Source organism: Pseudoalteromonas sp. DL2-H2.2, from assembly GCF_021532535.1.
Classification (GTDB): Bacteria; Pseudomonadota; Gammaproteobacteria; order Enterobacterales; family Alteromonadaceae; genus Pseudoalteromonas; species Pseudoalteromonas rubra_A.
Genome location: NZ_JAKGBD010000013.1, coordinates 63,811 through 88,173, shown reverse-complemented (window position 1 = coordinate 88,173; position 24,363 = coordinate 63,811). Strand labels below are relative to the sequence as shown.

Below are 24,363 nucleotides of genomic sequence, written 5' to 3'. Positions count from 1 at the left end.
ACGGTAAACAGTTAATACGACCGCTTTGTTTATTTTGGCGCAGATTCTACAAAGAATCAGCGCCTATTCTGGTGTTATATAGAACAATAATTTTTATCAACAAAGTGGTGAGAGTTAACGTGCTTTATAAGTACGCAGGTTCTGTTCTAAAGGCAATAGTCGGTGAGGGGCAGCGGTAGTAAATATAAACCGTTATTTGGCGAGGTTGCACGCTGCTGGATCCCCGAATTTTAAGCGCAAAGAACCGCTCAGGCTGATAAAACCATTGTGAGCGGCTTTTTGTATTTGCAAGTCAGTGCCTTTTGTCGGGCTGCGTCATTTCACTCTGAATGTTAAAGCTGACATAAGACGGCTGTACTCACTCCACACTCACCCCATCAAAACTCTCTATCAAAACACGCCATTATCATTTTGAATGTCGCCACCGCTGAAAAGTGAGTAAATACGCATTGACAGGTCCAGGGCCTGGATTGAGTCCCAGTGTTCTACAATGCGGCCGTCTTCGATGCGCCAGGTGTCGATGATGTTCATGCCTTTCTGGTCGTTGCCGCGGTGATCTTTATCCAGTGTGGCGTGAGAGTGAAAAATCACGAAGTCGCCGTCTGTGTAGATGTGTTTTACGTCGTAGCTGTAGTCCGGGTAGCTCTCAACAAACTCCTGTAAGAAGCCGACCAGACCGGGGATTTTATCTGGTAAGTTGCGGTTGTGCTGCACGTAGGCACTGTCGTTGTAGTGTGCCAGTACATAGTCAAAGTTGTGGTCGTTCATCAGGTTTTGTACAAAGTCGGTGACCAGACGGGCGTTGCTTAATTCCTGCTCGCTCCAGTTTGGTTTTTTTAACTGATCAAACTGGATTTTAGGGGCGTCTTTGCCAGCAGCAAGAGTGACGGTGCTGATCAGTAAAAGTAATGCTGCGCTTAAGGTTTTCAACATGGGGTGCTCCTAAGTTGTAATTCAGGGTTTAAGTCTCATCTGGTAACCATGGTAATTAATAGTAACCACCTTTGCAAGAAGGCACAAATTGCTTACCAGGGCACTTTTTGGTAACCCGTGTTGCAAGCCATTAGAGTGATTAAGTGTACGCTGGCGCTGCGTATTGCACCTAAAAAACGCATGGCGGAGTAGGCCATCGTGGTGAAGTGGGTGGCGTAAGGTTTTGAAACTATTTGAAATAAAAATAACTGCTGCACTCAACCAAACAACATAAGTACGATTCTGTGCCTTCACCCGTTCACTGAGCCAATTCAAGGCAGGCAAAAATACACGGCATACCAATACGCCAAGTTTTTTTGATGGCTGGGGCTTTAATGATGAGCGATTCTGCCGCCAGCCGGGTGTTCCGAGCTGAAAACACGGCAGCGTATCCAGTGCCAGAAGCAAGCACCGCACTAAAGCTGTTTTATCAAGCAGGAGCCGCCTCGATTATGCCAATGGGTAAATTTGGGTACACATTGCGTACCCGTTGTTGTATATTTTTAAGGCTGAAAAGTTCAGCAGATATGCATGCATATACCGTCCTTAACGACGGGTAATCGGTCGTCGGTAGTACAGGCGATACGGGTAGCAGGCGAAGGGCTATCAGGTTGGTGCGCAGCACTACATCACAGGGCCAAATTGTTGGCTGGCTGTGTTGTTAGCCTTAACAGACTAAGTTGTATTGCTATGCACTTGGGCAAGGTCGTTATTATCGGCTATCTGTTTTGCCCTGAACCACACGCTTACATGTACTTGGTCTCTCTGTGAGCGGCCGATTCAAGGGGTTTTGGTGCTGGCAGTGTTGGTGCTATCTGGGTTTCTTTTTGCGCCCGCTTTTGATGCATAATAAGTCATAAAATCATGGGTTTATTCTTATATATTCGAGTAGTCTGGTGTCGGTTTTGTGCACCGAGTTGAATTCGGGAATGACAAAGGAAGGTTTAACGGATGCACAGTGTCGATCCACTCAGTCTATTTATTTCACATTTGGCGCCTCAGTGTGAGGTGTTTTCGCATGTTCAGCTAAGGGCTCCCTGGGGGATAGAAGAAAACAAGCAGGATAACTGCAGTTTCAGCTTTGTGAAGGAAGGAAGTTGTATCGTTGAGCTGGCGACCGGCAATACCGTGCAGCTGAATTCCGGGCAGTTAATGTTGCTGCCTTATGGCACCGCACACAAAATCATGAGTGATCATGGGGTGCACTGCCAAAATAGCAGAGAGCTGTTTGTTGAAAGCGCCACCAGTGCTGCTGCTATGGTGATAGGAGGACAGGGCAACCCCTGTTACATGATGTGTGGCTGCTTTGTGTTTTCTCCCATCCAGTATTGGGGTGGCACGCAGATGAGCAGCTCTTTACCTGAAGTGATCATCATAGATGCGCCGCAACACGGTAAGCTAGACACCATCTTGTCGTGGATTTATGAAGAGAATAAAACGCCGTCTGCCGGGCGTTATTTGGCGCAAAAAGGGCTGCTCGAATTGTTGCTGGTCGAAGTGCTGAGAAGCCTGGATCGCACGTCTTTTAATCCCAGCTGGTTGCAGGCTTTACACGACCGGTTTTTGGCACCTGTGATGCTGGCAATTCAGGAGCAGTTGCAAAAAGACTGGAGTCTGGAAGAGCTTGCAAGCATCGCAGCGCTGTCTAAATCGTCTTTTTCTACCCGTTTTAAGCAAGTCACCGGTATATCTCCGCTTAACTTTGTGCGGCAATGGCGCTGCCTGGTGGCGGCCAGGTTACTGGCATCTACCAACCTGCCACTTAAAAAAGTGGCGTCAGAATGTGGCTTTCAGTCACCAGATGTACTGATCCGAAATTTCCGTCAGTTTCATAATCTAACCCCTATCCAGTTTCGCAAAGTACATCGGCTAGATACCCCCTAGCCGATTTTTTAAACTATTAATTTAAATCAATATTTGTATTTATTGGCTCTTCATTCGGATCGCCAGTTCAACTGCATATTGTCTGCAAAATACAGTGTACCCCTTGTCGTTGAGTTGGCTTAACTGAGGACGACCAGACACCTGCCTTGTGATTTCAACACGAAAATCGACGTTAAATTCAAATTTGTAGATGTAAAAAATTAGTTGCACTTTTGGCAGTAGTAATTTGGGAACGGCTCAAGTTAACGTAGCGCCATTAATTTTTTCATGAGATTAGGAGCATGTATGTCAACTATCAATTCAGCATTTGTGACAGGTGGAACAGGGAATATCGGCAGTGCAATTGTGCAGGAGCTGCTGGCGCATAAGTACCAGGTCAAAGTGCTATGCAAGGATGAAGACAGTGCGGGCAAGGTCACGCAGATGGGCGCAACACCGGTGTTAGGGTCGTTAACCGAGCCGCAGGCTTGGGTGAATGAACTCTATGAGTGTGACGCGTTTATTCATACAGCCTGTACGTTTGACGAGCACATGGCCGAGGTTGACCACGCAGTGATGCAGGCCATCGCCAACAATGCGTTACAGCGTATCAACCCGCTGATCGTCGTTTATACCGCCGGGTGCTGGACATACGGCAGTCACGACGCCGTGATCACGGAATCAACACCCAAGCAATCTGTGGCCGACTTCCAGTGGATGCTGGATAGCATCGAGTTTTTATCGGGTAAGGAAAACATTGATCTGCGAGTGGTCAGCCCGGCAAACGTGGTCAGCGAGGAAGAGCACTTCCTGCCGCCTATTCTGAGCTGGGAGCTAGAGCGTTGTGGCCATCCTGCGCTACCAAAAGATGCAACCCAGACCTGGTCACTGGTGGAGCGTAAAAATCTGGCGCAATTGTATCGCCTGGTGGCAGAAAACGGCCGCAACGGAGAAGAGTATATCGGTTCAGCCGAGCACCGTGCTCCGCTAAAAGATTTACTGCAAAAGCTGTCGGATCAACCGCTTGAGTGTGGCTTAGAGTCACAGTGGGCAGAAATCTACGGGACCTGGACCGAGGGTTATAGCCTGACTCAGGTTTTTTCAAGTGACAAGGCGATCAGGGAACTTGGCTGGCAGCCAAAGACGTTTTTAAGTTAACAGTACTATCGGAAGTTTCAGTCAATAGTAACCATTATTATTTTAAGGGGTAATATTTTGAAAAAGCATAAGTATGTCATTATTGGCGCAGGCCCAGCAGGTTTGCAAACCGCCTACTTTTTGCAGGCGTTAGGTTTGGATTATCTGGTTCTGGATGCGGCGCCTGCATGTGGAGCGGCTTTTGTTAAGTACCCGGTACACAGAAAGCTGATTTCTATCAATAAGGTTTTTACCGGCAGTGATGATTATGAGTTCAATTTACGCCATGACTGGAACTCTCTGTTAACCGACGATCAGGGCATTAAGTTCTCTAATTACGATACAAACCTGTTTCCGCATGCCGACAGCATGGTGGAGTATCTGAACGGGTTTAAAGCGCGTTATGACCTGAATGTTCAGTTTGACTGTCAGGTAACCAACATTCGTAAAACAGACAAGTTTGTTATTGAGACGAAGGCTGGCGATGTCTTTGAGGCAGAAGTATGTATTTACGCAGGTGGATTTACCAAAGCGAATCTGCCGGAGAATATTGATGGATACGAGCACGTAGTCGATTATTCCGACATGGATATCGAGCCAAGTCACTACAACAACAAAAGGGTGTTAGTGATTGGTAAAGGTAACTCGGCATTTGAAACTGCCGATCACCTGGCGGGCAACGCGGCGCTGATCCACATCTGTAGCCCAGAAAAGCTAAAGTTTGCCTGGCAGTCGCATTACGTTGGCCACTTGCGCGCCGTAAATAACAATATCCTGGATATGTACCAGCTGAAATCTCAGCATGCCATTATGGATGCCGACATCAGTCACATCAAAAAGGTGGGCGACCAATATGCCGTGACCTTCCACTACAAGCATGCCAACGGCGAAGTCGAAACCATTATGTATGACACTGTGTTGTCGTGCGCCGGGTTTAAAATGGCCGACGATATCTGGGGCGAAGGCTGTGAAGTCAATACGCAGTTTAACGGCAAGTTCCCGTGTCTGAAGCGTAATTTTGAATCGAGCAATATCAGCGACTTGTATTTTGCTGGCACCCTGACACACGTGCTGGATTACAGAAAAGCAACCTCCGGGTTTATCCACGGGTTCAGATATTGCTGTAAGGCGTTGGTAAATATACTGGCCAAACAGTACGAAGGGGCCAGCTGGCCGGGTGAGGCTGTGCCATCATCGGCAGCAGACTTTACGCAATCCATTATTAAGCGTGTTAACCGAGCCAGCTCGCTATGGCAACAACCGGGATATTTTTCTGATGTGATCCTGGCTGAGCAAGGGCAATACATTAGCGACATTCCGGCTGAGTATGCGATTGAGCTGTTTAGCAGCAAAAGTGTCTATTTCGTTGTGACGATGGAATATGGTCATTCCGAATCAGGTGATATTTTTGAAGCTGAGCGCATTAACAAGGATGCCTACAACCAGGGCCAGGAAAGCCTGTTCTTACACCCTGTGATCCGTGAGTATCACTTTGGGGTTCAAACGTCAGAGCACCACATTATTGAAGATTTGGAAGCCGACTGGACAGATCCGGAGATGGTAGAGGCACTTGAGCACTACCTGACGCAATGCATGGTTGCTTTGAGTGAACAATCCACGCAAACCGCGGATCCTGAGCGTTCTAAACTGGGTGAGGATGCATAAAATGTACACCAGCGTTTATCCAATTACTTACTATTTTTATCCAATACTCGAAGTGTTGTCGCGCCCGTCTTTGCAACAGGACTTTGAGAGGACCTTGGATAGTGAGCGTAACCACGATGCGGAAGCTGTGTTGTATCTGCACATCCCGTATTGTCAGGATCTGTGTAAGTTCTGTCCGTTTCACGTTCGTGTGCAAAACAGAGCAGAGATCATGTATCGCTATGTAGATGCGATGTGTGCTGAAATTGACATGCTGAGCCAGCGTCGTTATACCGCCGATATTGAATATCAGGCAGTGTATTTTGGGGGTGGCTCTCCGTCGACCCTGCCGCCAGAGTTGATTGAACAGCTCATAGTGAAGTTACGCAATACCTTTAAGTTTAAACCTGACTGTGAGTGGAGCTTCGAAGGCGAGCCAAATACACTCTCCGACATCACGCGATTGAACATCCTTAAAGAGCACGGTATTTCCCGTATTTCTTATGGTGTTCAGACGTTCGATCCCAAAATGCGCGATCTGCTGAACATTAACGCCGACCTGGAGAATGTACACAAGTGTCTTGAGCTAGGCCGAAAACTGGAATTCAGCGATATCAACATTGATATGATGTATAACCTGCCGGGACAGGATATTAATCAGCTGAACCTGGACTGTGCACAGCTCGAGCGCGATCAGTACGACAGCATCGACTATTACAATTTGCACTATTATGGCTTTCCTAAGTCATTTTTAAGCCGCATGGACAGTGGCGATATCCCGCCAAAGCCGTCTGAGTTTTCTCAGGTTGCTCAGTATTTGCAGTTGAAACAACGGCTACAGGAGCTGGGTTATTGTAACCCGGCCGATCAGCACTTTTCTAAGTTTAAAACGCTTAACCACTTTATGCGCCTGCTGTGGGGTGGGGGTTATGGTCAGCACAGTGCAGAAACGGTTGCGATTGGCTCTTCTGCCCGCGGTTACATTAATGGCCAGGTTTACCTTAATGAAGAGCGCGATTCCACGTATGTGAAGCGAGTGAATAAAGGTGAATTACCGCTGATGCGCTTCTCTGACTCACTGGAGGTTCCGGCGAACCGGGGTGCCTTGTTTGGGCTCAAATTCTTCAGAATTGAGAAACGCTTCACGGACGCGATCCGCAGTATCCCAGCCGGGTTGATCGAGCAGTGGATGAAAGAAGGCTTAATGTACGAAACGGCTGAGGCATTCCATGTTACTGAGCAAGGTAAGCTCTGGCTTGTGAACATGGGTTACGACCTGATGGAAGACCGCCAGACCGGGCTTGCGGGTATGTCACGGGAATCGCTGGAAAGCTCAAGTGCAACCAGAACAGGGACTTTCTAATATGGCGCACATCGTTACTATCCACGCGTATCCAAATAACTATTTGGTGTCTGAACTTTTACGTGTTGCTGATCGCTTAACCCTGGTTGTACCGCATGGGTTTGATGCGAGCGAGTTGCAAAATGTAGACGAAATTCTGTTTTGCGATCTGGACAATGACGAAGACTTGCTTCGGGACATTCGAGCGCTGCATGCTCGGTGTCCTGTTGAGGCCATCGTGCCGATTTACGAAGGCAGTGTGCTCAGCACTGCCTTGGTGGCGCGGGATTTACAGTTGCCGCATTGCGCGCTTGATGCTGCCAAAAAGAGCCGCGACAAACATGCCAGCTATCAATGCTGGCATCAGGCAGGTTTACCTGTGCCTTTGACATTTCCCGTCGGACAGCTCAGCGACCCCGATATGAGCTGGCAATCTCAGTTGCCCTATCCGGTGATAGTTAAGCCGGTCGACGCGATGAGCAGTCAGGGGGTTGTGAAGGTCAGTTCTGATCAGGCGTTTTTAGCGGCTGTTGAGCAAATTACGCAACATATTGGCCTGCAATCACGTGGTTTTGAACGCAGCTTATATAAGTTTGGCCAATTTGAACTGCCCCTTATCGTACAGGAGTTTTGCCCGGGCGAAGAGCTGGGGATCGACTTGTATGTGGATGGTGATACTGAGGTGCTGTTGGGGGTTTTTCAAAAAGCCAACGCACAAGGCCCGTATTTTCCTGAGTCTATGTCAGTGTCTCCCAGCAACTTTGAGCCCGCTCTGGAGCTGGCCTTGTTTGAACTGGCTGCACAAGCCGTGCGGGCATTGGGGCTTACCTGTGGCGTCGCGCATGTTGAAATTCGCATGACAGACAGCGGCCCGAAAATCCTGGAAGCAGGCCTGAGACCGGGTGGTGCTTATACGGCCGCTGCCATTGCCCTGTTACTGGGCGTCAGCTCGCTGGAATTGCAGGCGCGTTTATACCTGGGTTTGTCTGTCGAACTACCAGAGCGAACCAATATCGGTGCCGTGTTATATGGTGGGGTCTTGTATCCAGACTCCGGCACATTGACCGGGATTGAAGGGTTGGAGGTGTTTGAGCAGCTGAGTGGGGTGAAAGAAGTGAAGCAACTGAATCAGGTTGGAGATGTTGTCAGAGCCATGCCTAATTCCGCCCAGCCCCACCTTTTGTATTACCTGTTGTCGTCGGCGACACGAGAAGACGCTTTGCAGATACACGAGCGTATTCAGAGTCAGGTGCGTCCAATCATCTTGCCTGATAGCGACCGGATCAGCGCTTAATATATTAATAGAAGGATCAAAGCATAAATGAACATTCGTTTACTCAAAGTTTTCGTGGTTGCAATGTTGGCACTGTGGAGCTCGCTGACATTTTTAGAAAACGTGGTTAGCTACTCTTTGCATAAGGGGCAGGTTGCCGACGTGATGGCGATGGGCAACATACCTGACGTGTTTTTGTCTGCGCGTCCTTTTGTCAGGGAGCTGAGCCCTGATCTGGCGCTGCTTGGCATCATGATCGGTAAGTTTATTGCTGCTGTCTGCTTTGTGCTGGCAACGGCAAAAATGTGGTCAGCAAGAAACAATGCCCAGGCATTTAAGCATGCCAAACAATACGTACTGGCGGGGGCGGTGTTTGTCAGTGTTATGCTCTTTACTATGTTCTTTATTTTCGCCGATATTGTTTACATGATCTGGTTGCAAGGCGCTGAAGCCGCCATGGTGCAGCAGTATGCGTTCATGTATATCCTGGCCATTTCGGCACTCACTATGATGGTGATGCAGAATGAAGACGACAACATGCAACTGACTGGTGGAGAAAGACATGGCTAATTCAGCTCTTCTTGACCAGTTGGACAGTGTACTTGCCCATTACCGGAACACTCATGACGATGTCGAAGATGTCGTCTGGGAGGTGATGGATGAACTCAAGTGGATGCTGGTCGAAAACGACTCGTTCAGACTCGCAGTGAGTAATGCATTGAGCTGCGCAATAGCCAACTCCTATGGGTGGCCTGAGTCACCCTTACACACTGCGCAGCACAGTGCCTCACTGTGGATTTGGCGAGAAAAAGAGGCTGTTGATTTCTTCACATTTTTTATCGCGTTTTTGGTCAATATCCCAACGCCACAGAGCAGCGTGTTATTTTATATGTGTCTCTATGGCCTGTTTCACCAAAACCCGGCCGCATCCGAACTCTTTTGTCAGGGGGAGGGGTTGCAGTGGAGCCACCGTTTTATCCGCGCAAGAGGCCGGTTTATGGACAGCGCTGCATCCTGGTCGTTAGAGTGCCAAGCGGTGTGGCGAAAGGCGATGGGTGAGCAATCCTGGCAGCGCTTTGCTATTCCCGCGAATGGGTTTGAAAGTTACAACCAGTTCTTCACCCGCGAGCTTCGCGACCCCATTCAGCAAGACAGCGACGAGGAAAGCCACTATATCGCGCCTTGCGATGGCATCGTGAATGTCGTTAATCAAAACCTGGGTCCTTTCTCTCAGTTGGGTACTAAATTTGAAACGTCGCTGGATGTGACCACCTTGCTGTATGGCAGTGAACACAGTGAGGCTTTCTACGGGGGGACTGCAACCTCCACGGTGTTACTGCCTACAGACTATCACCACATTCATGCCCCCATCAGTGGCACGATTGTCGAATCTCGTTTGGTCGGTTGTGACAGTGGCGTGGTGTTTGGCATGTCCGGGCAGTTTGAGCGGTTTTACAACGACGGTAATGTTGGCGGTTACAAAACGCATTATGGCGCATTTGGCGTGTACCACCGTTACTACATCATTATTGAAAACCCGGTGTATGGCAAAGTGGCGCTGATAGCAATTGGTCTTGACGATGTGAACTCGATTGTTTTTAAGGATCACGGTTGCACCCAGTCTTTGGCTGATGATCCCCCATTTCCAGTGGGCAGTACCGTGCAGGCCGGGCAAAAGCTGGCATGCTTTCAGTACGGTGGTTCAACCGTGTTGACCTTGTTTCAACAAGGCGTATACCCCGCTATTCGAGTTAAGCAAGGTGCATCGTTAGGCGCGCTGAGCCCGATCTGAGTTGTCCAGTATTGGAGCCATCCACATTTCATACTAATTTTACTTATGAGAGAGTCTATTTATGGTCATTAAACGTTGGCTGCTCACACTGATCGCGTGCGCATGTGTTGTGGGTTCCCTGACCACATTCAAAGTACTACAAATACAGCAAGCCATTGCTTATGCTGAGTCTTTTCCTGAACCTTCGGCGACAGTAGAAGCGGTTAAACCTGTCTCCAGAATGTTACAGCACAGAATTGAAACCATTGGCGAAGTTATCACGCCGCAAACGATTGAGTTGCGCAATGAATTGGAAGGGCGTGTGGTTGCTGTGAACTTTGATTCTGGTCAGAAAGTCAAAGCCGGACAGGTGTTACTGCGTCAGGATACGTCAGAGGAGCGCGCGCAGCTGGCGGCATTACGCGCGAAATCTAAACTGGCGAAAGCAAAACTGGAACGTACCAAGCGGCTGGCCGAACAGAACACCGCCAGTGCCGACCGGTTAGATAATGACCGCAGTGAATACCTTGTTATCCTTGCCGAAATCGAGGCGCTACAAACGCGCATCGAACGCAAGACCCTGGTTGCCCCATTTGATGCAACCGTTGGCTTGCATGAGCTGGCAGTCGGTGAGCTATTGTCTGCCAATACCCATATTACCACTTTGGTTGGGGCGCAGGATTACGTCTGGGTTGACTTTAAAGTGCCTTACAGAAGTACAGATCAGTTTGCTGAGCGCAAAGTCTGGGTCGAATTTACCGATGGCCGGCAAACACACGCCGAGGTGATTGCTAAAGAAACCTTGCTGTCTGAGTTTTCCAGAACACAAAAATATCGTGCCAGGTTACCTGGGGTGCTGCCAGCACATACGCCATTGAGAGTATTTGTCCCGCTGGGAGAGCCAACCAGTGAGCTTTATGTACCGAGCAGCGCGGTATTGCAAGATGGCATGGGCCACTATGTCTATAAGCTCGAAGGTGAGCAGGCACAGAACCAATACCGGGCAGTTCGCCAGCCTGTGACACTGATACGCAGTGAGCAGGAGCTGGCGGTGATCAGTGCTGGCGCAGAGCTCAATGAAGCGCACCTGATCGCGGCTAATGGGGCTTTCAAACTGCAAGAGCAGTTGCTGGTGTTTGTCTCTGAGCGTGAAACCGGCAAAGGGGCAAATCAGTTATGATGAATACTCAAAAGCGGTTTGTCGATGTGTTTGTCAGGCGGCCCATCTTGGCTGTGGTGCTGTCATTATTATTACTCCTGCTGGGGTTGCGTGCGGGGGTAGAGCTGCCTATCTCGCAGTATCCTCAGGTAGAAAGTTCCTCTTTGGTTGTGACCACCACTTATGTGGGCGCCTCAGCTGAGGTGGTTGAGGGCTTCATTAGTGCGCCGATTGAGCGGGTGGCTATGACACTGCCGGGTGTGGATTATGTCGATGCCAAAACGGTTGAGGGGCTCAGTACCGTGACAGCCTGGATGAAGCTGAACGAGGACAGTTCCGCGGCTTTGGCTGAGTTAGCTTCGCGGTTAGATCAAATCAAATATGAGCTACCACAGGGAGCGGAAGATCCGGTCGTCAATGTCGTGCGAGCAGACCGGCCTGCGGCGGTATTTTATCTCGATGTGGTCACCGATCATTACTCACGCGCCGAAGTAACGGATTATCTCACCCGATATGTAAACCCCTCACTGGCGTCTATTGAAGGCGTGCAACGCATTGGCCTGGAAGGGGGCCGTAAGCCTGCGATGCGAGTCTGGCTTGATCCATCCAAAATGCTGGCCTTTAACATCAGTGCACAAGACATCAACAGCGCGCTGCAACGCAACAATGTGATCTCGACCCTGGGGCAAAGTAAAAACCAACAACGCCGCATTAATATTCTTGCCAATACAACGCTCACCAGCGCGCGCGAGTTTGAGCAGATGGTGATCCGTGAGCATGAGAATGCGCTGGTGCGTCTGGCCGATGTCGCAACGGTTGAGCTGGGCGAAGAGGAAGGGGCGCTGAATGCGCGTCAAACGCAAAGCGATGCGGTGTATATTTCTGTGTGGCCCTTACCGGGTGCGAATGAGTTGGCAATCGGCAATGCGTTATACGACCAGATTGAAGAAATCAACCAGACATTGCCGAGTGGGCTGGAGATCCGCATTGGTTTTGATGGTACCTTATTTATGCGTGATGCCATCAATGAGATATTCATCACGCTCGTTGAAACCATCCTGCTGGTAGGCGTTGTGGTCCTGCTTTTGATGGGCTCCTTTCGCACCGCAGTTGTGCCGCTGATTACCATCCCCATTTCTATTTGTGGCGCGGTAGCTGCGATGTATTTGATGGGTTTCTCGCTCAACTTACTGACCATTCTGGCAATCGTACTGAGCGTGGGCTTGGTTGTGGACGATGCCATTGTCATGGTCGAAAATGTCTCCCGATATATGAGTCAGGGGGTACCTCGCATGCAAGCCGCGTTAATGAGTGCCCGGCAATTACTCAATCCCATCATCGCGATGACCATTACTTTGGCCGTGGTTTATGCGCCTATCGGGTTTTTATCCGGACTGACCGGTGTACTGTTTAAAGAGTTTGCGTTTACTCTGTCTATCTCCGTGATTATTTCGGGCCTGGTTGCATTGACCTTGTCGCCGGTACTGAGCGCATATGTCTGTGCTCCGGGTGGTAAGGAAAGCTATTTAACACTGCGTGTGAACCGCTTGTTTGCGCGTCTGACGAATCGCTATAGCAAGATGCTGAATGTCGTTTTTAAATGGGATGTGCAGATCTTGTTTGGTGGCGTCATTATTGCGTTGCTGGTGGTGCCTTTCTATATGTTTTCTCACAAAGAGTTGGCACCCATCGAGGATCAAAGCAGTATCAATATTATCTTTGAAGCTGCGGGGGACTCGTCGCTGGAGTACACCACGGATTATATGCAGGACGTGACAGCGAGTATGATGCAGGTGCCTGGCGCCAAATCCATGTGGCAACTGATTGGCCCTGGAGGCGGGTTCGGCGGTATTGAGTTTGTGGACTTTGCTGATCGTGACATGGCTGTACAGGACATGCTTGAGGATATCTATATCAGCGCGTCGCAAGTGACAGGGCTGACGGTATTTCCGGTGCTGTTTCCCGCGCTACCTACTGCCGGTAACTTTGATGTTGAGCTGGTGGTACAGTCCGGCGACTCCCGGGAAGAAATGCTCGAATATGTCCACAAAATGATTGGCGCGGCATATCAAAGCGGCCAGTTCCTGTTTGTCGATACCGATCTTAAAATAGACTTGCCACAGGTGGAGCTGAAACTAAACCGCGAGCGTATTGCCGATTTGGGCATGGATATCGCGGATGTGAGTCAGCAGCTGGGAGTGTTAATGTCGGGCGATCACGTTAATCACTTTGAGCTGGCGGGCAAAGCATATCGCGTTATTCCCATGATAGAGGGCCATGCGCGACAATCGCCGGAATCACTGCTGGCGCTTCATTTGCGTGCGCCATCGGGAGAGCTTATTCCCGTGTCTATGATAGCGGACATCGAGCATGTTGTTGCACCACGCGCGCTGGGTAAGTTTCAGCAGCAAAATGCGTTCAGGATTTTCGCAGGGTTAGTGCCTGGTACCACCAAAGAGCAGGGGCTGGCGACCCTGGAGGAAGCCGCTAAAGGCCTGTTGCCAGAGACGTATAGCATTGACTATGCGGGAGAATCTCGCCAGTTAAGGCAAGAGGGCAATACCTTGTTTGGGGTATTATTGTTGGCCTTGCTGTTTGTGTATTTTGTTTTGTCGGTACAATTTAACAGCTTCCGGGATCCTCTGATTGTGCTCATCGGCTCTGTGCCGTTGGCTTTATCGGGTGCTATGCTGTTTCCTTTCCTTGGGCTGACCACCATTAATATTTACTCGCAGATCGGGTTGATCACCCTGGTTGGCCTTATTGCGAAAAATGCCATCCTGATCATTGAGTTTGCCAATCAGTTGCAGCGTGCCGGTAAGGCAAAAGCCGATGCCATTGTTGAAGCCGCCAATACGCGTTTGCGACCTGTGTTGATGACCACCGCAGCAACGGTGCTGGGTCACTTCCCGCTGGTGCTGGTATCTGGCCCAGGAGCAGAAGCACGTAACAGTATTGGTATCATCCTGGTGTTTGGCATGCTGATAGGCACGGTCTTTACCTTGTTTGTGCTGCCATGTGTCTACCGGCGTCTGGCTGCAAACCACCATGCCGCTGAGGATGCGGAGTTTGAGGGCACTGAGAAACCGCAAGGGCTGGCAAGTGCATAGTAATCACTGCTACTGATTTTGCCGATGGGAGCTGCCGCAGTGATGCTGTCGGCAGATCCCATTTAAGCCAATCCCAGAGTAACGCACGAGTTAATGCTACTCAGCCCTTCTTTACTCGCCTTACTTATCGTGTATGACGCCCTGTTTATTTTTGTCTTCCGGTTGCGGTGCATCATCGGGCTCTTGTTCCGCTGGATCGTAGTCTCGGGGCTGGGTGTCGCCCACTTCATCTTCATCCACAACCAGCATTTGTTCATGTGCTGTGGTTTCTTCAATCCGCGGGTCCATGGTGGCGGCCAGCGGTGAATTAGTGACATCGGAGGTGCCCACCACGTAGTCGCTCGGCTCGGGGCGCTCAGCTTTTTGTCGTGAGTTGATGTAAGTGAGCAGGGTAAACATCAGCACAGTGAGCAGCGCAATCGAGGCATACAGCGCCTGATGACCAAAGGCGGCCATCAGCTGAGCATTTACCGCAGAGCCAATTGCCGCACCGCCACCAAAGGCGACCAGCAGCGCCGATGAGACGCCAACCCTGTCTTCGTCATCAACGCGTGAGTTTGCCAGTGCAGATGATAACGGATATAAGGTAAACGCAAACAGTCCAAAGATAAAACTCAACACATAGGCGGTTTGCTGCGAGACAGGCAATAAAAACAGCAGCAGGCTCACCACACCAATGATCACAGCGTTGCTGCGCAGCAAAATACTACGACGGATCTTGTCTGAAATGATCCCCATCGGCCATTGCGCCAGTAGCCCGGCAAAAATGGTGATCGACATAAACAGGGCGATTTCTTCTGCGTTAAAGCCCGATGAGTGGGCGAAGGTCGGTGCAAGGCCATAAAAACTGCCGTTGATGATCCCGGCAAACAGAATGGCTGTCATTGACTGGGGCACCTTACGGATGTAACTAAACAGGCTGACCTGAATGGGTTTGAGTGGCTTGGGGTGGATCCTGCGGGTAGTTGAAATCGGAATGATCCCGACCGACAGCGCCATACAAACCAAAAACAACGGTGCGTAGCCCAACTCTGGAAAGTGCGACAACGCATATTGCCCCGCCACCATGCCCAGATATGAGGTGATCATGTAAAAAGAGAACACCCGGCCACGGGATTCCGGTGCTGCCTGCTCGTTCAGCCAACTTTCGAGCACCATGAAGTTACACATCATCCCAAGCCCGACAATTAAGCGCAGCGCCAGCCAGATATAAATATTATCGCTCACCCCGTGGGCAGCCACACAGGCGGTGACCGCCGCGGTGCTGGCTGCAAAGGTGCGGATGTGCCCCACCGATTTGATCAGGTGATAACCCAGTTTAGAGCCCAGTAACAGGCCCAGGTAATAGCACGAGGTTAGTAAACCTATCCAGAAGGTGGAGACCCCTTGCTTGCCCAGATATAAAGCCAGATAGGTGGTCAGTAAACCTGTACCACCGATCAAAAACAGGTTGGTAAAATAGAGCGACGGGAATGATTTCATTTGATTGTTATTTATGCGCCAATACAGTCACATAGTAGATGAACAATGGCGCTTTGACTAGCAAACTTTGGGGCCGAAAGGGTGAGTACCTGCGCATTAGCGTCGGGTCAGCGGGGGCACCGGCCCCCAACACAATGACACTCTTACAGCGCCCGTGCAAACATTGCCCAGAACATCACCCGGACGTGTGATTTGGCTACAATATCAAACTCTTCTTCTTTGCCCGCACGGTACTTTTCTGCCATTTTAGCGTGCGCAAAGTCGATCACCTCATTGGTATAACCGGCATACCAGCTGAAAGGCGATTCACCCTTAAAGTGCTCGGCAAACTGGGCTTTGGCCAGTCCGGCATGAATAAAGGCCTGCACATCGCGGATATAGTCCTGAACAAACTGCACATCGGCTTTGTAGCCCAGATTGCTGTGGCCGGTGACCATCACGTCCCAGTCCAGCGCCATCAGAGTATCTATGTCATTTTTGTAGGCAATAGCGTCTTCAACGTTCGAGAAGCTGCGAAATTCTAGCTGATCCGGATGGACCAGGTCGATGGCATGGATGATGGTGCGTCCCTGATCCTGAATTAATAACACCGTGTTGTCCTGAGTATGACCATTAAAGTTGCTAAGTGTTTTAAATGTGTGGCCTTCGAACTTAAACGTGTCGCCTATGATCTGAGTGACTGGCGCAGGTGCAGTTACCTTGTGGGAATGTAGTGCATCGCGTACCTCTGCGGTGGCGTAAATCTCAATGTGGGTGTCGGCCAGTGCTGTTTGGATAAGCCTGGAGTCGCCCACATGATCGGCATGGGCGTGGGAATAGACGATGCCACTGAGCGGTTTGTCAGTGAATGATTTAATGGCGGCGAGCAATTGTTTGCCTGTGCCGTGCGGGGCATCGATCAGCAGCACACTGTGCTGGCCTATCACCGCCGTGACATTGTAATTGGCCACGGATATCCAGTACACATTCTGGCTTAGCCGCTGCACTTCATAGGGTTTCACAAAGCGTTCTCGGTGGCTGCCTGCTACTTTCTGATGGTGTGCTGCTATCTCAGTGGCAGAGGCGGGTTTGTAAATAAAGTCACCAGCCAGAGCGGTGGTGGTTGAAAGCATAGCCAGTGCGCCGAATAAAGCATATTTTGATGTGGTCATGAGTGTTTCCTGATGCAGTCGTGTTACGTTTCTCAGGGCCAGCCAGCACAATATGTGCCTTTAAAACTAATAAAAGTATCAAAATGGCCCTTAGTATCTTTTTGAAACTATAGAGTTCAGATATACTCAGATCAAGTAAGCACCAATTTGTAAGCTAGTATGGCTGGGGTAACCAATGACAAAAAACAAAGCGTTACGCACAGAAGAAAATGACATTAATTTAGGTGGCTGTCCGATGACCTCAGTCATGAACGTGATCGGCGGCAAGTGGAAGGTGATCATTCTGTTTCACCTGCGCGATAATACGCTGCGTTTTGGTGAGCTGAAAAAGCGCATTCCAAAGATCACGCAAAAGATGCTGACTCAACAGTTGAGAGAGCTGGAAGCCGACGGATTGGTCTTTCGTGAGGTGTATGCCGAGGTGCCGCCCAGGGTGGAATACACCAGTACTTCATTATCGGATGAGCTTAGGCCAATTCTGGATATGCTGTGCGAATGGGGCCAGCGGCAACAGCGCCAGAAAAACTAAAAAGGCGACACTCAGGTGTCGCCTTACATCTTACTCTCAATATCACTTTGTTTGGTGTTTAGTTACAGGCACCTAAGTCTGTCCAGTAATTCCAGGCATTACCCACATTGGAGTTTTGCGCCGGGTTTTTGCCACGGTGCCACCAGTTGCTGTGGTATCTGTGACCATTGTAGGCTACTTCATTACCTGAGCGGTAAACCTTACTGGCCGACCAGGTTTCCAGGCCGCTGCAACCGCTATTATTGCCATCTGTGACAGAGACTGACTGAGTCACGGTATGCGTCGCGCCAGCATCATCGGTCACTGTCAGAGACACCTGGTAGCTACCCGCATTAGCAAATGCATGGTTTACGTTTGCACCTGTGGTTGCGAAGCCGTCAATATTCCAGTCGTAAGCAACAACCTGGCCATCCGGGTCGCGGCTGGCGCTGGCATCAAAACTACAGGCAAGGTCGGTACAGCTTGCAGTAAAGCTGGCAACCGGCAGCTGGTTGTCTTGCGCGCCGCTACAACCGTTGGTGGCAATATAATCAGACGCAGCTTTGGCTTGCACTAAGCCATGACCGTACTCATGGTCACGACCTGCCGAGCCTAAGTCGATGGCGGTGGCATTCAGGGCGTTACGGATATCGACATTGCTACAGCTTGAGTGCTGGCTCCAGACCAGCGCGGCAACCCCGGCTACGTGTGGGCTGGCCATCGATGTGCCGGATTTTTCATCGTAATCCAGTATGGCTTCTAGCTGCACTTCGACCGTACTACCTACAGATGACAGAAGGGCTGTACCGTCTTCCTGCGACAGGGAAATAACCGGAATGGTCACGCCATGTACGCCATCTCCTAAGGTGCCACCAAAGGAACCCGGCGCATTGTTGTACACTATGGCTGCGACACCGCCACCGGCCTGGCAGTTGGAGGCCTTGTCTTTAAAAGACGCGCCACCACGCTCAATTAAACACACGCTTTGCGTTGCGGCGCAGGCACTCAGGCCCTGACCACAATCAACCAGTTCGGCACTGACCTTACCTTCAACCGAATTGGTCATGCCACCACCTTTCACAAATACGCCGTTGGCGGTCACGCCAGCCGCAATACCAGTGCCACGCGGTACCGTTGATAAAATGTTGGTGCCAGGTGCGGCAATCTCGACCTGCGCATTGTACTGAGATGAGCTGTTTTTAACCCGGTTTTCATCAATGTTGGCCACCGATACCACAGTATCATAGCTGGCAGGGTAACTTAGGGTGGCGTCGCCGCCGTTACCGGCTGCTGCGATCAGTAGTACGCCTTTGTCATAGGCCGCCTGCAGACGCTCCTGGAAATATTGGCTGGGGCTGCCACCACCTAAGCTCATATTGATGACTTTAGCGCCATTTTCAACACAGTTATCGACGGCGCGGGCAATACGTGAAGTTAAACCTTGCTTGCCGTCATTGTCGAATACGCGCACGTTATGCACGCCAATTTTGTCATTGGGCAGCACACCAACCACACCCTGACCATTTTTCAGTGCCACTATGGTCCCGGCAACGTGAGTACCATGACCAGAGCCGTCCTGATACCAGGTCAGGCCGCCCGGCAGATCGGTAAAGCCAGTGGCATTTTGTGGCAAGTCCGGGTGACCCAGATCATAGCCAGAGTCAATCACACAGACCTTAAACAGATCGGCGTTGGTGTCTTGTAATAGCGACGCCTGTACTTCGGCCAGACCATAAGGCGACACTTCAGCGCTGGTGGTTGATGTGAAAGGCACGTACTCGTAATCTTCTTCAATGTAGGCATACTGGCCAGAGGCTTTTAACTGAGCAACCTGCTGTGCAGTCAGTTCCATGGTGACCACAGTGCCCTTGTCATCATTTGACAGTACTTCAGCCTCCGGCTCAGAGGCAAAGTCTTGGCTGATGGCGGCGCGCTCAAAGCGGCTGGTTTGTGGTGCAAAAATCGCTAAATTGCTTTGCTTAAGAATGTATTGTTTGGTTTCCTGTGCGTTGACGGCGGTTGATGACAGTGCTGATAGCGCAAGAGCTAACGAGGTAAGTCTGAATGTCTTAGTCATGTTACTTCCTACTGATTTTTGTTGTTGCTACTTGTTATTTTTGCTGCATCCAATGCAATGAGGTTTGATTTATTGTCTATTTTGTACCCCATTAAGGATCAAACTACCCCTTGAAATTGTTATTTGCAACCCATTGTTAATTAAAATTACACAAATAAGTAAAAAAGGTGACTAATTGAGGTGCATGCTCATGCTGAGGTGATCTAGCAAGGGGTCTCAGAGTTGGGTTGTATGATGCTGAAATGTACCTGCTGGCCTATACGCCTGATCTGACAGATAAAAAATACAAAATCCGAGTACAGATTAGCCACGGTGGTGAGGTTAGCCGTCGGGCATGTACGGAAAATCTCGCGACTGGCAAATGGCGTATAAAGTCGAGCACGTGCAGTGCTCGTCGTTGTCTATACCCGCTGAAGTGGTGCTACGGGCGCTCAGAGCAGAGTCTTGAGTAAAAAGAACGCCCCCATGCTGGCCAACACCACAATCAGCGTGTTTTTTACCAGCAGGCTTAATACGATAGCCAATATTCCCCCCAGCAAAAAGGGGTTGGTGAGATCATGCGTATTGAATGTTACTTCGCCAAATACAATGGGGGCAGCCATCGCGGTTAAAATACACGGTGCGGTAAAACTTAAAAACCGCTGCACTCTCATATCGAGTTTGATGGGCAGCTTTTCCATAAAAAAGGCATAGCGCATAAAAAAGGTGATCAACGCCATTAAAAAGATCAGATCATAACTCATAGCACGCCTCCTAATCGCTTTCTTTATCTAAACAATAACCGACGACCATACCGACCAGCGCAGAGAGCAACAGGTCATTGGGGACCTCGAGTTTATGAAACAAAACTGCGCAACAGGCTGAGACCAGCACCGCGACTAACACTGGCGAGGATTTTATATTCGGGACCACCATGGCAATAAAAGTGGCAGCTATAGCAAACTCGAGCCCCAGGCTTTCAAGATTTGGAATACTGGTACCCGCCACAATGCCAGCCAGTGTTGACAAGTTCCAGATGGCATAAAACGTGGCGCCTGAGATCAAGGCATAGTCGAGGGGAAAGTAGCCCAGCTCCTTACGCTTATTCTCCGTTACGGCAAACATTTCATCAGTCAGCAAAAAGGCCATCAGCATTTTGTGATGTAAAGGTAAGCCCATGGCATGGCTGCGAAAAGTGGCAGAGTAGAGCAAGTGACGTGAGCTGATCACGGCTGTACTGCCTAAAATGGTCGCGATACCGCCACCGGCCCCTGTCAGGGTCACCGCAGACAGTTGCGCCGCGCCGGCAAAGACCAGCAGTGACATCAGTTGTGATTGCAGCGGACTCAACCCCACTTGAATGGCCAGTGAACCACATAAAATCCCCCAGGGGATCACGGCAATGGATAAGGGAAGAATGTCAAAAAATGCGGCCAGTTTGATTGACCTGACCGGCTGTGCTTGGTCCGTGCTCATAGTATCTACCTAAATCTGTGAGTGGCATGACAACCTGCGCAGATAACAGTGAAGACTGAATGGGTGTTGTCGCGAAGGCTGCTTGTTTTTATTATTTTAGATTCAGAATGTACCCTGAACAGAACCTGTGAGCAATAATTAAGCACTAAAACTTCATCAGGTGGTGGGCTTTGTTGGTCCAGGTTTCATGTATTCAAGTAGGCACGCAGGTAAGGAAGTCGCCCAGCCATGGAGGCTGAGTCATTGCATGAACGCCAGCCGAACTCAGTAAAAATAAACCTCTACTGCTTGATTCGACCTGTCAGAACACCTGCAAAGTTAATATTTATGGGCTGAGAGGGATCAGGCGGCTTAATTGGTGTTATTTGACTTGATACATCGTACCTTTCACGGGTAAGATCTCCGGCTGATTTTTGCGGTAGAGATAACGTATTGAAAAATAATATTAATAATGACGCGGTGTTAGAACGCACGTCAAACATGGAGCGTATTTTTAGTCGATTACAAGGGAATACTTTATGTTAAGGGTTATATCCTCGTTAATTGCACTGTTGCTAAGCGCGAACGTACTGGCAATTAGCTCTCCATCTTATGTATCAGCGTCTATAAATGGTACAACTGTATCTCTTTATTGGGGGACCGTTTCAGGTGCTAGTTATTACCAGTTGCAGTATCGAGATGGGTATGGTGGCTGGGGGACGTCTGGTGGTTCATACAGTGGTGGTTCACACTCTTGGTATGGTTATACCGGCACATTGCTAAACCGCAACTATAGAATGCGCGCATGCGATAGCAGTAATAACTGCTCCTCATGGTCAAGTGCATCCAATTGGATAAGTACGCCTCTGCCCGTTCCGAGCACGCCCTCATATGTATCAGCATCAATCAACAGTGATGGCTCAAGTGCATGGCTTTCTTGGGGTACAGTATCCGGTGCGAGCTATTACCAATTACAGTATCGAGATGGGTATGGCAGTTGGGGAACGTCAAATGGTAGCTATTATGGCGGCGCTCATACATGGAGCAATGTAACAGAGACCCTAAATGATCGTAATTACCGTATGCGTGCGTGTAACAGCGAGCACAACTGTTCATCTTGGTCTGGCGCTTCTAACTGGATCAGTACGCCTTTACCGATCCCTGCAACTCCTGCAAACGTTTCTGTATTAATGGGCGCGCAAAAGGTAACGCTTTCATGGGGTACTGCCTCTGGTGCGAGCTACTACCAATTGCAGTATCGAGACGGAAATGGTGGCTGGGGAACGTCAAATTTTAAATACTACGGCGGCTCACATGTTTGGGAAAACCCAACTGAAATTTTAAATAATCGCAACTACAGAATGCGTTCTTGTAATAGCGAAAACGGCTGCTCGTCCTGGTCAAGCCCCTCGAATTGGGTGAGTACGCCAACACCAAATGCACCAAACAAGCCTGATGCACAACTGACGGGAAAAGATATTCTGGTAACCTGGAACAAGGTGGATTGGGCAACAAACTATAAGATACAGGTACAATGGTCGCATGCGGAGTTTTCTGATGTTGAAAATTACGAAAGCACAACAAACCAGATTGCGTGGCAAGATGCCTATCCTGGTGCGCGTATTTACTCAGTACAAGCCTGTAATGCGGTGGGATGTTCGAGCCTATCTGTGCCCTCTGAAGAGATCCGCATTGTAAGCATTCCGGGGCGTCCGAGTAAGCCACAAGCAAGTGCACATGGCAATAGAATACAAGTATCCTGGGGATCATCGTATGGTGCAACCTACTATGATCTCAGCATTAAATACGAGTCAAATGATTGGACAGAGCCTGGTCGTTACGAATACACCGGCACTAGTATCAGTTGGTCAGACCTTGAATCGGGTACAAGACGGTATAAAGTCAGAGCGTGTAATAGCGCGGGCTGTTCTGATTATTCTGAGGTGTCATCTCCTTTGATGAACTACATTCAAGCTCCACAGGCACAGCTTACTGCAAACAATGGTGTTGAAGTTGTGTGGAATACACCTTTAGTCGGTAAGTTTGATATTCAAATAAAATACAATGGTAAAGATTGGACTACACCTGGCAATTACACCAGCAACGATACCAGTATTCGTTGGGAGAACCTGCCCTCTGGTGAGCGTAGCTATAAAGTACGCGCGTGTGATGACAATCTAGCCAACTGTGGTGCCTGGTCTGGAGAATCAAACAAGGTGCTCATACCTGTTTGGATCCATAATGTACAAGTCACTGGCAGTACGTCAACTTTAGAGTGGGGCGCGGTTCCCAATGCTGATTATTACGATATTTTGATCAAGTACAATGACAATGACTGGACAGAACCCGGTCGATATATCATCCATGCCGATAGCGTGACCTGGAGTAATCTGGAGGGGGGACAGCGTTCTTACAAAATACGCTCATGTGAGGGGAATGTAGGAAGTGCAATCTGTTCTGCCTGGTCGGCGCCAACAGCACAGTACCTAACCGAGGGATTACCTGAGGATACCTCAAAACTCGAGGTTGGCGTTGCTAAGCGTACGTTTATTAACAAATCAGAGCAGATCACTTGGGAGTTTGTAAGTCAGCCAAGTACCCCGCTAATGACAACGCTATTTGTACTTGCCCCAGAGCAAAGAAATATGGTGGAGCTTGCAAGTAGTGCCAACGGCACTAAGGGCACCTATGAATTTGTGTTTGAACAACCTGGTCGATATAAGTTTTTCGCGCAGGCTTGTCGTGTGGTTAATGGCTTAAAAGCGTCTTGTACGAATCGTTGGCTAACAGAAACGCTTGTTGATGTTATGGATATCGAGTTTTCGCCAGAGATTAAGAATCAACATTTGGTGTGGTCACTGGTACCTGGTGCAATGCATTTTGTAATAGAAGATGCGACTTGTGAACGGACATGTGATATGCCCTCGTTGAGCTGGTCTACACTTGTGACCCTGGATGGCAGTCATGATAAGCATGATATATCGAAATCTGAGGGGAACGCTTATCGTATAAAAGTGTGTTTCAGCGAGAGCGTGTGCACGTCCTGGACGTATGTTGAAAACACAGTACCACAGAAACGCGTGATATTTATTCACACTGATCTGCTTGGTAACCCAATCGCAGAGACGACTCAGCCATAGGTAAAATGAGAGCACAGCAATTGCAAAGCGTTTTATAAGGACGTATTTGGCTGTGCTCTCAGACTTTCTATGTGTACTTTGTCCTACATAAACTCAGAAACATCGTTCGCCTAATTTCCTCACACGTGAGCAGATAAAAAATATCATTAACGCGAAGAGCACGTTATGTATATGCGAGAAAAGCCATAGTGAATATGCAGTATTACGTTACTGTATTTTTGTTTCCTATTTGAGCGTTTTTGGTTTTTCTTCTTGATTAAATATATAAGCCTGCTAATAAACAATGCTTTGCCTATTGTT

At 49.3% G+C, this 24,363-nt stretch carries 18 protein-coding genes; 12 read left to right on the top strand and 6 right to left on the bottom strand.

What is annotated here, in order from left to right; genetic code table 11:
* Positions 1 to 390: 390 nt before the first annotated feature.
* The gene (locus L1285_RS18940) at positions 391 to 933 is read right to left on the bottom strand and encodes a nuclear transport factor 2 family protein (RefSeq protein ID WP_049863867.1); all 543 of its coding nucleotides are present in this window, start codon (positions 931 to 933) and stop codon (positions 391 to 393) included.
* A 374-nt stretch (positions 934 to 1,307) separates the two neighbouring features.
* Here L1285_RS18940 and L1285_RS18935 point away from each other — a divergent pair, with 374 nt between their 5' ends.
* The 10 genes from L1285_RS18935 (at position 1,308) to L1285_RS18890 (ending at position 14,271) form a co-directional block, all read left to right on the top strand.
* Positions 1,308 to 1,532, top strand: coding sequence for a hypothetical protein (locus tag L1285_RS18935; RefSeq protein ID WP_235413718.1), 225 nt, complete (start codon positions 1,308 to 1,310; stop codon positions 1,530 to 1,532).
* Positions 1,533 to 1,923: 391 nt separating this feature from the next.
* The gene (locus L1285_RS18930) at positions 1,924 to 2,856 is read left to right on the top strand and encodes an AraC family transcriptional regulator (protein ID WP_235413717.1); all 933 of its coding nucleotides are present in this window, start codon (positions 1,924 to 1,926) and stop codon (positions 2,854 to 2,856) included.
* A 285-nt stretch (positions 2,857 to 3,141) separates the two neighbouring features.
* Positions 3,142 to 3,993 carry an NAD(P)H-binding protein gene (locus L1285_RS18925; RefSeq protein WP_235413716.1) on the top strand — a complete coding sequence of 284 codons (852 nt, stop codon included), beginning with the start codon at positions 3,142 to 3,144 and terminating at the stop codon, positions 3,991 to 3,993.
* Between the two features lie 57 nt (positions 3,994 to 4,050).
* Complete coding sequence (locus tag L1285_RS18920) at positions 4,051 to 5,637, top strand: NAD(P)-binding domain-containing protein (RefSeq protein WP_235413715.1); 1,587 nt, start codon at positions 4,051 to 4,053, stop codon at positions 5,635 to 5,637.
* 1 nt (position 5,638) lies between these two features.
* On the top strand, positions 5,639 to 6,979 hold the full coding sequence (locus L1285_RS18915) for a coproporphyrinogen-III oxidase family protein (protein ID WP_046004133.1): 1,341 nt from the start codon (positions 5,639 to 5,641) through the stop codon (positions 6,977 to 6,979).
* A 1-nt stretch (position 6,980) separates the two neighbouring features.
* A complete protein-coding gene (locus tag L1285_RS18910) occupies positions 6,981 to 8,252 on the top strand; it encodes an ATP-grasp domain-containing protein (RefSeq protein ID WP_235413714.1) in 1,272 nt (423 codons plus the stop codon).
* Positions 8,253 to 8,279: 27 nt separating this feature from the next.
* Entirely contained in the window at positions 8,280 to 8,801 is a 522-nt protein-coding gene (locus tag L1285_RS18905; protein WP_046004135.1) for a DUF2165 family protein, read from the top strand.
* Positions 8,794 to 10,023, top strand: a complete 1,230-nt coding sequence (locus L1285_RS18900) for a phosphatidylserine decarboxylase (RefSeq protein WP_235413713.1) — start codon at positions 8,794 to 8,796, stop codon at positions 10,021 to 10,023. The genes L1285_RS18905 and L1285_RS18900 overlap by 8 nt, the downstream gene beginning before the upstream one ends.
* A 61-nt stretch (positions 10,024 to 10,084) precedes the next feature.
* Complete coding sequence (locus L1285_RS18895) at positions 10,085 to 11,182, top strand: efflux RND transporter periplasmic adaptor subunit (protein ID WP_235413712.1); 1,098 nt, start codon at positions 10,085 to 10,087, stop codon at positions 11,180 to 11,182.
* Positions 11,179 to 14,271: an efflux RND transporter permease subunit gene (locus tag L1285_RS18890; RefSeq protein WP_235413711.1), complete on the top strand. Its 3,093-nt coding sequence runs from the start codon at positions 11,179 to 11,181 to the stop codon at positions 14,269 to 14,271. Before L1285_RS18895 ends, L1285_RS18890 begins: the two co-directional genes overlap by 4 nt.
* Before the next feature lie 120 nt (positions 14,272 to 14,391).
* On the opposite strand, the gene L1285_RS18885 is transcribed toward L1285_RS18890, so the two are convergent.
* Positions 14,392 to 15,753, bottom strand: coding sequence for an MFS transporter (locus L1285_RS18885; protein WP_235413710.1), 1,362 nt, complete (start codon positions 15,751 to 15,753; stop codon positions 14,392 to 14,394).
* A gap of 143 nt (positions 15,754 to 15,896) precedes the next feature.
* Positions 15,897 to 16,904 carry an MBL fold metallo-hydrolase gene (locus tag L1285_RS18880; protein ID WP_235413709.1) on the bottom strand — a complete coding sequence of 336 codons (1,008 nt, stop codon included), beginning with the start codon at positions 16,902 to 16,904 and terminating at the stop codon, positions 15,897 to 15,899.
* 175 nt (positions 16,905 to 17,079) lie between these two features.
* On the opposite strand from L1285_RS18880, the gene L1285_RS18875 reads away from it, so the two are divergent.
* Positions 17,080 to 17,433 carry a winged helix-turn-helix transcriptional regulator gene (locus L1285_RS18875; RefSeq protein ID WP_328285060.1) on the top strand — a complete coding sequence of 118 codons (354 nt, stop codon included), beginning with the start codon at positions 17,080 to 17,082 and terminating at the stop codon, positions 17,431 to 17,433.
* A gap of 58 nt (positions 17,434 to 17,491) precedes the next feature.
* On the opposite strand, the gene L1285_RS23915 is transcribed toward L1285_RS18875, so the two are convergent.
* The 3 genes from L1285_RS23915 to L1285_RS18850 form a co-directional block, all read right to left on the bottom strand.
* On the bottom strand, positions 17,492 to 19,489 hold the full coding sequence (locus L1285_RS23915) for a S8 family serine peptidase (RefSeq protein WP_328285059.1): 1,998 nt from the start codon (positions 19,487 to 19,489) through the stop codon (positions 17,492 to 17,494).
* A 431-nt stretch (positions 19,490 to 19,920) separates the two neighbouring features.
* On the bottom strand, positions 19,921 to 20,232 hold the full coding sequence (locus L1285_RS18855; protein WP_125783512.1) for an AzlD domain-containing protein: 312 nt from the start codon (positions 20,230 to 20,232) through the stop codon (positions 19,921 to 19,923).
* Positions 20,233 to 20,242: 10 nt separating this feature from the next.
* Positions 20,243 to 20,944 carry an AzlC family ABC transporter permease gene (locus L1285_RS18850; protein ID WP_235413708.1) on the bottom strand — a complete coding sequence of 234 codons (702 nt, stop codon included), beginning with the start codon at positions 20,942 to 20,944 and terminating at the stop codon, positions 20,243 to 20,245.
* A 1,061-nt stretch (positions 20,945 to 22,005) separates the two neighbouring features.
* Between L1285_RS18850 and L1285_RS18845 the strand changes: the two genes are divergently transcribed.
* Positions 22,006 to 24,063 (top strand): fibronectin type III domain-containing protein, encoded by a 2,058-nt coding sequence (locus L1285_RS18845; RefSeq protein WP_235413707.1) that lies wholly within the window; start codon positions 22,006 to 22,008, stop codon positions 24,061 to 24,063.
* Positions 24,064 to 24,363: the final 300 nt, after the last annotated feature.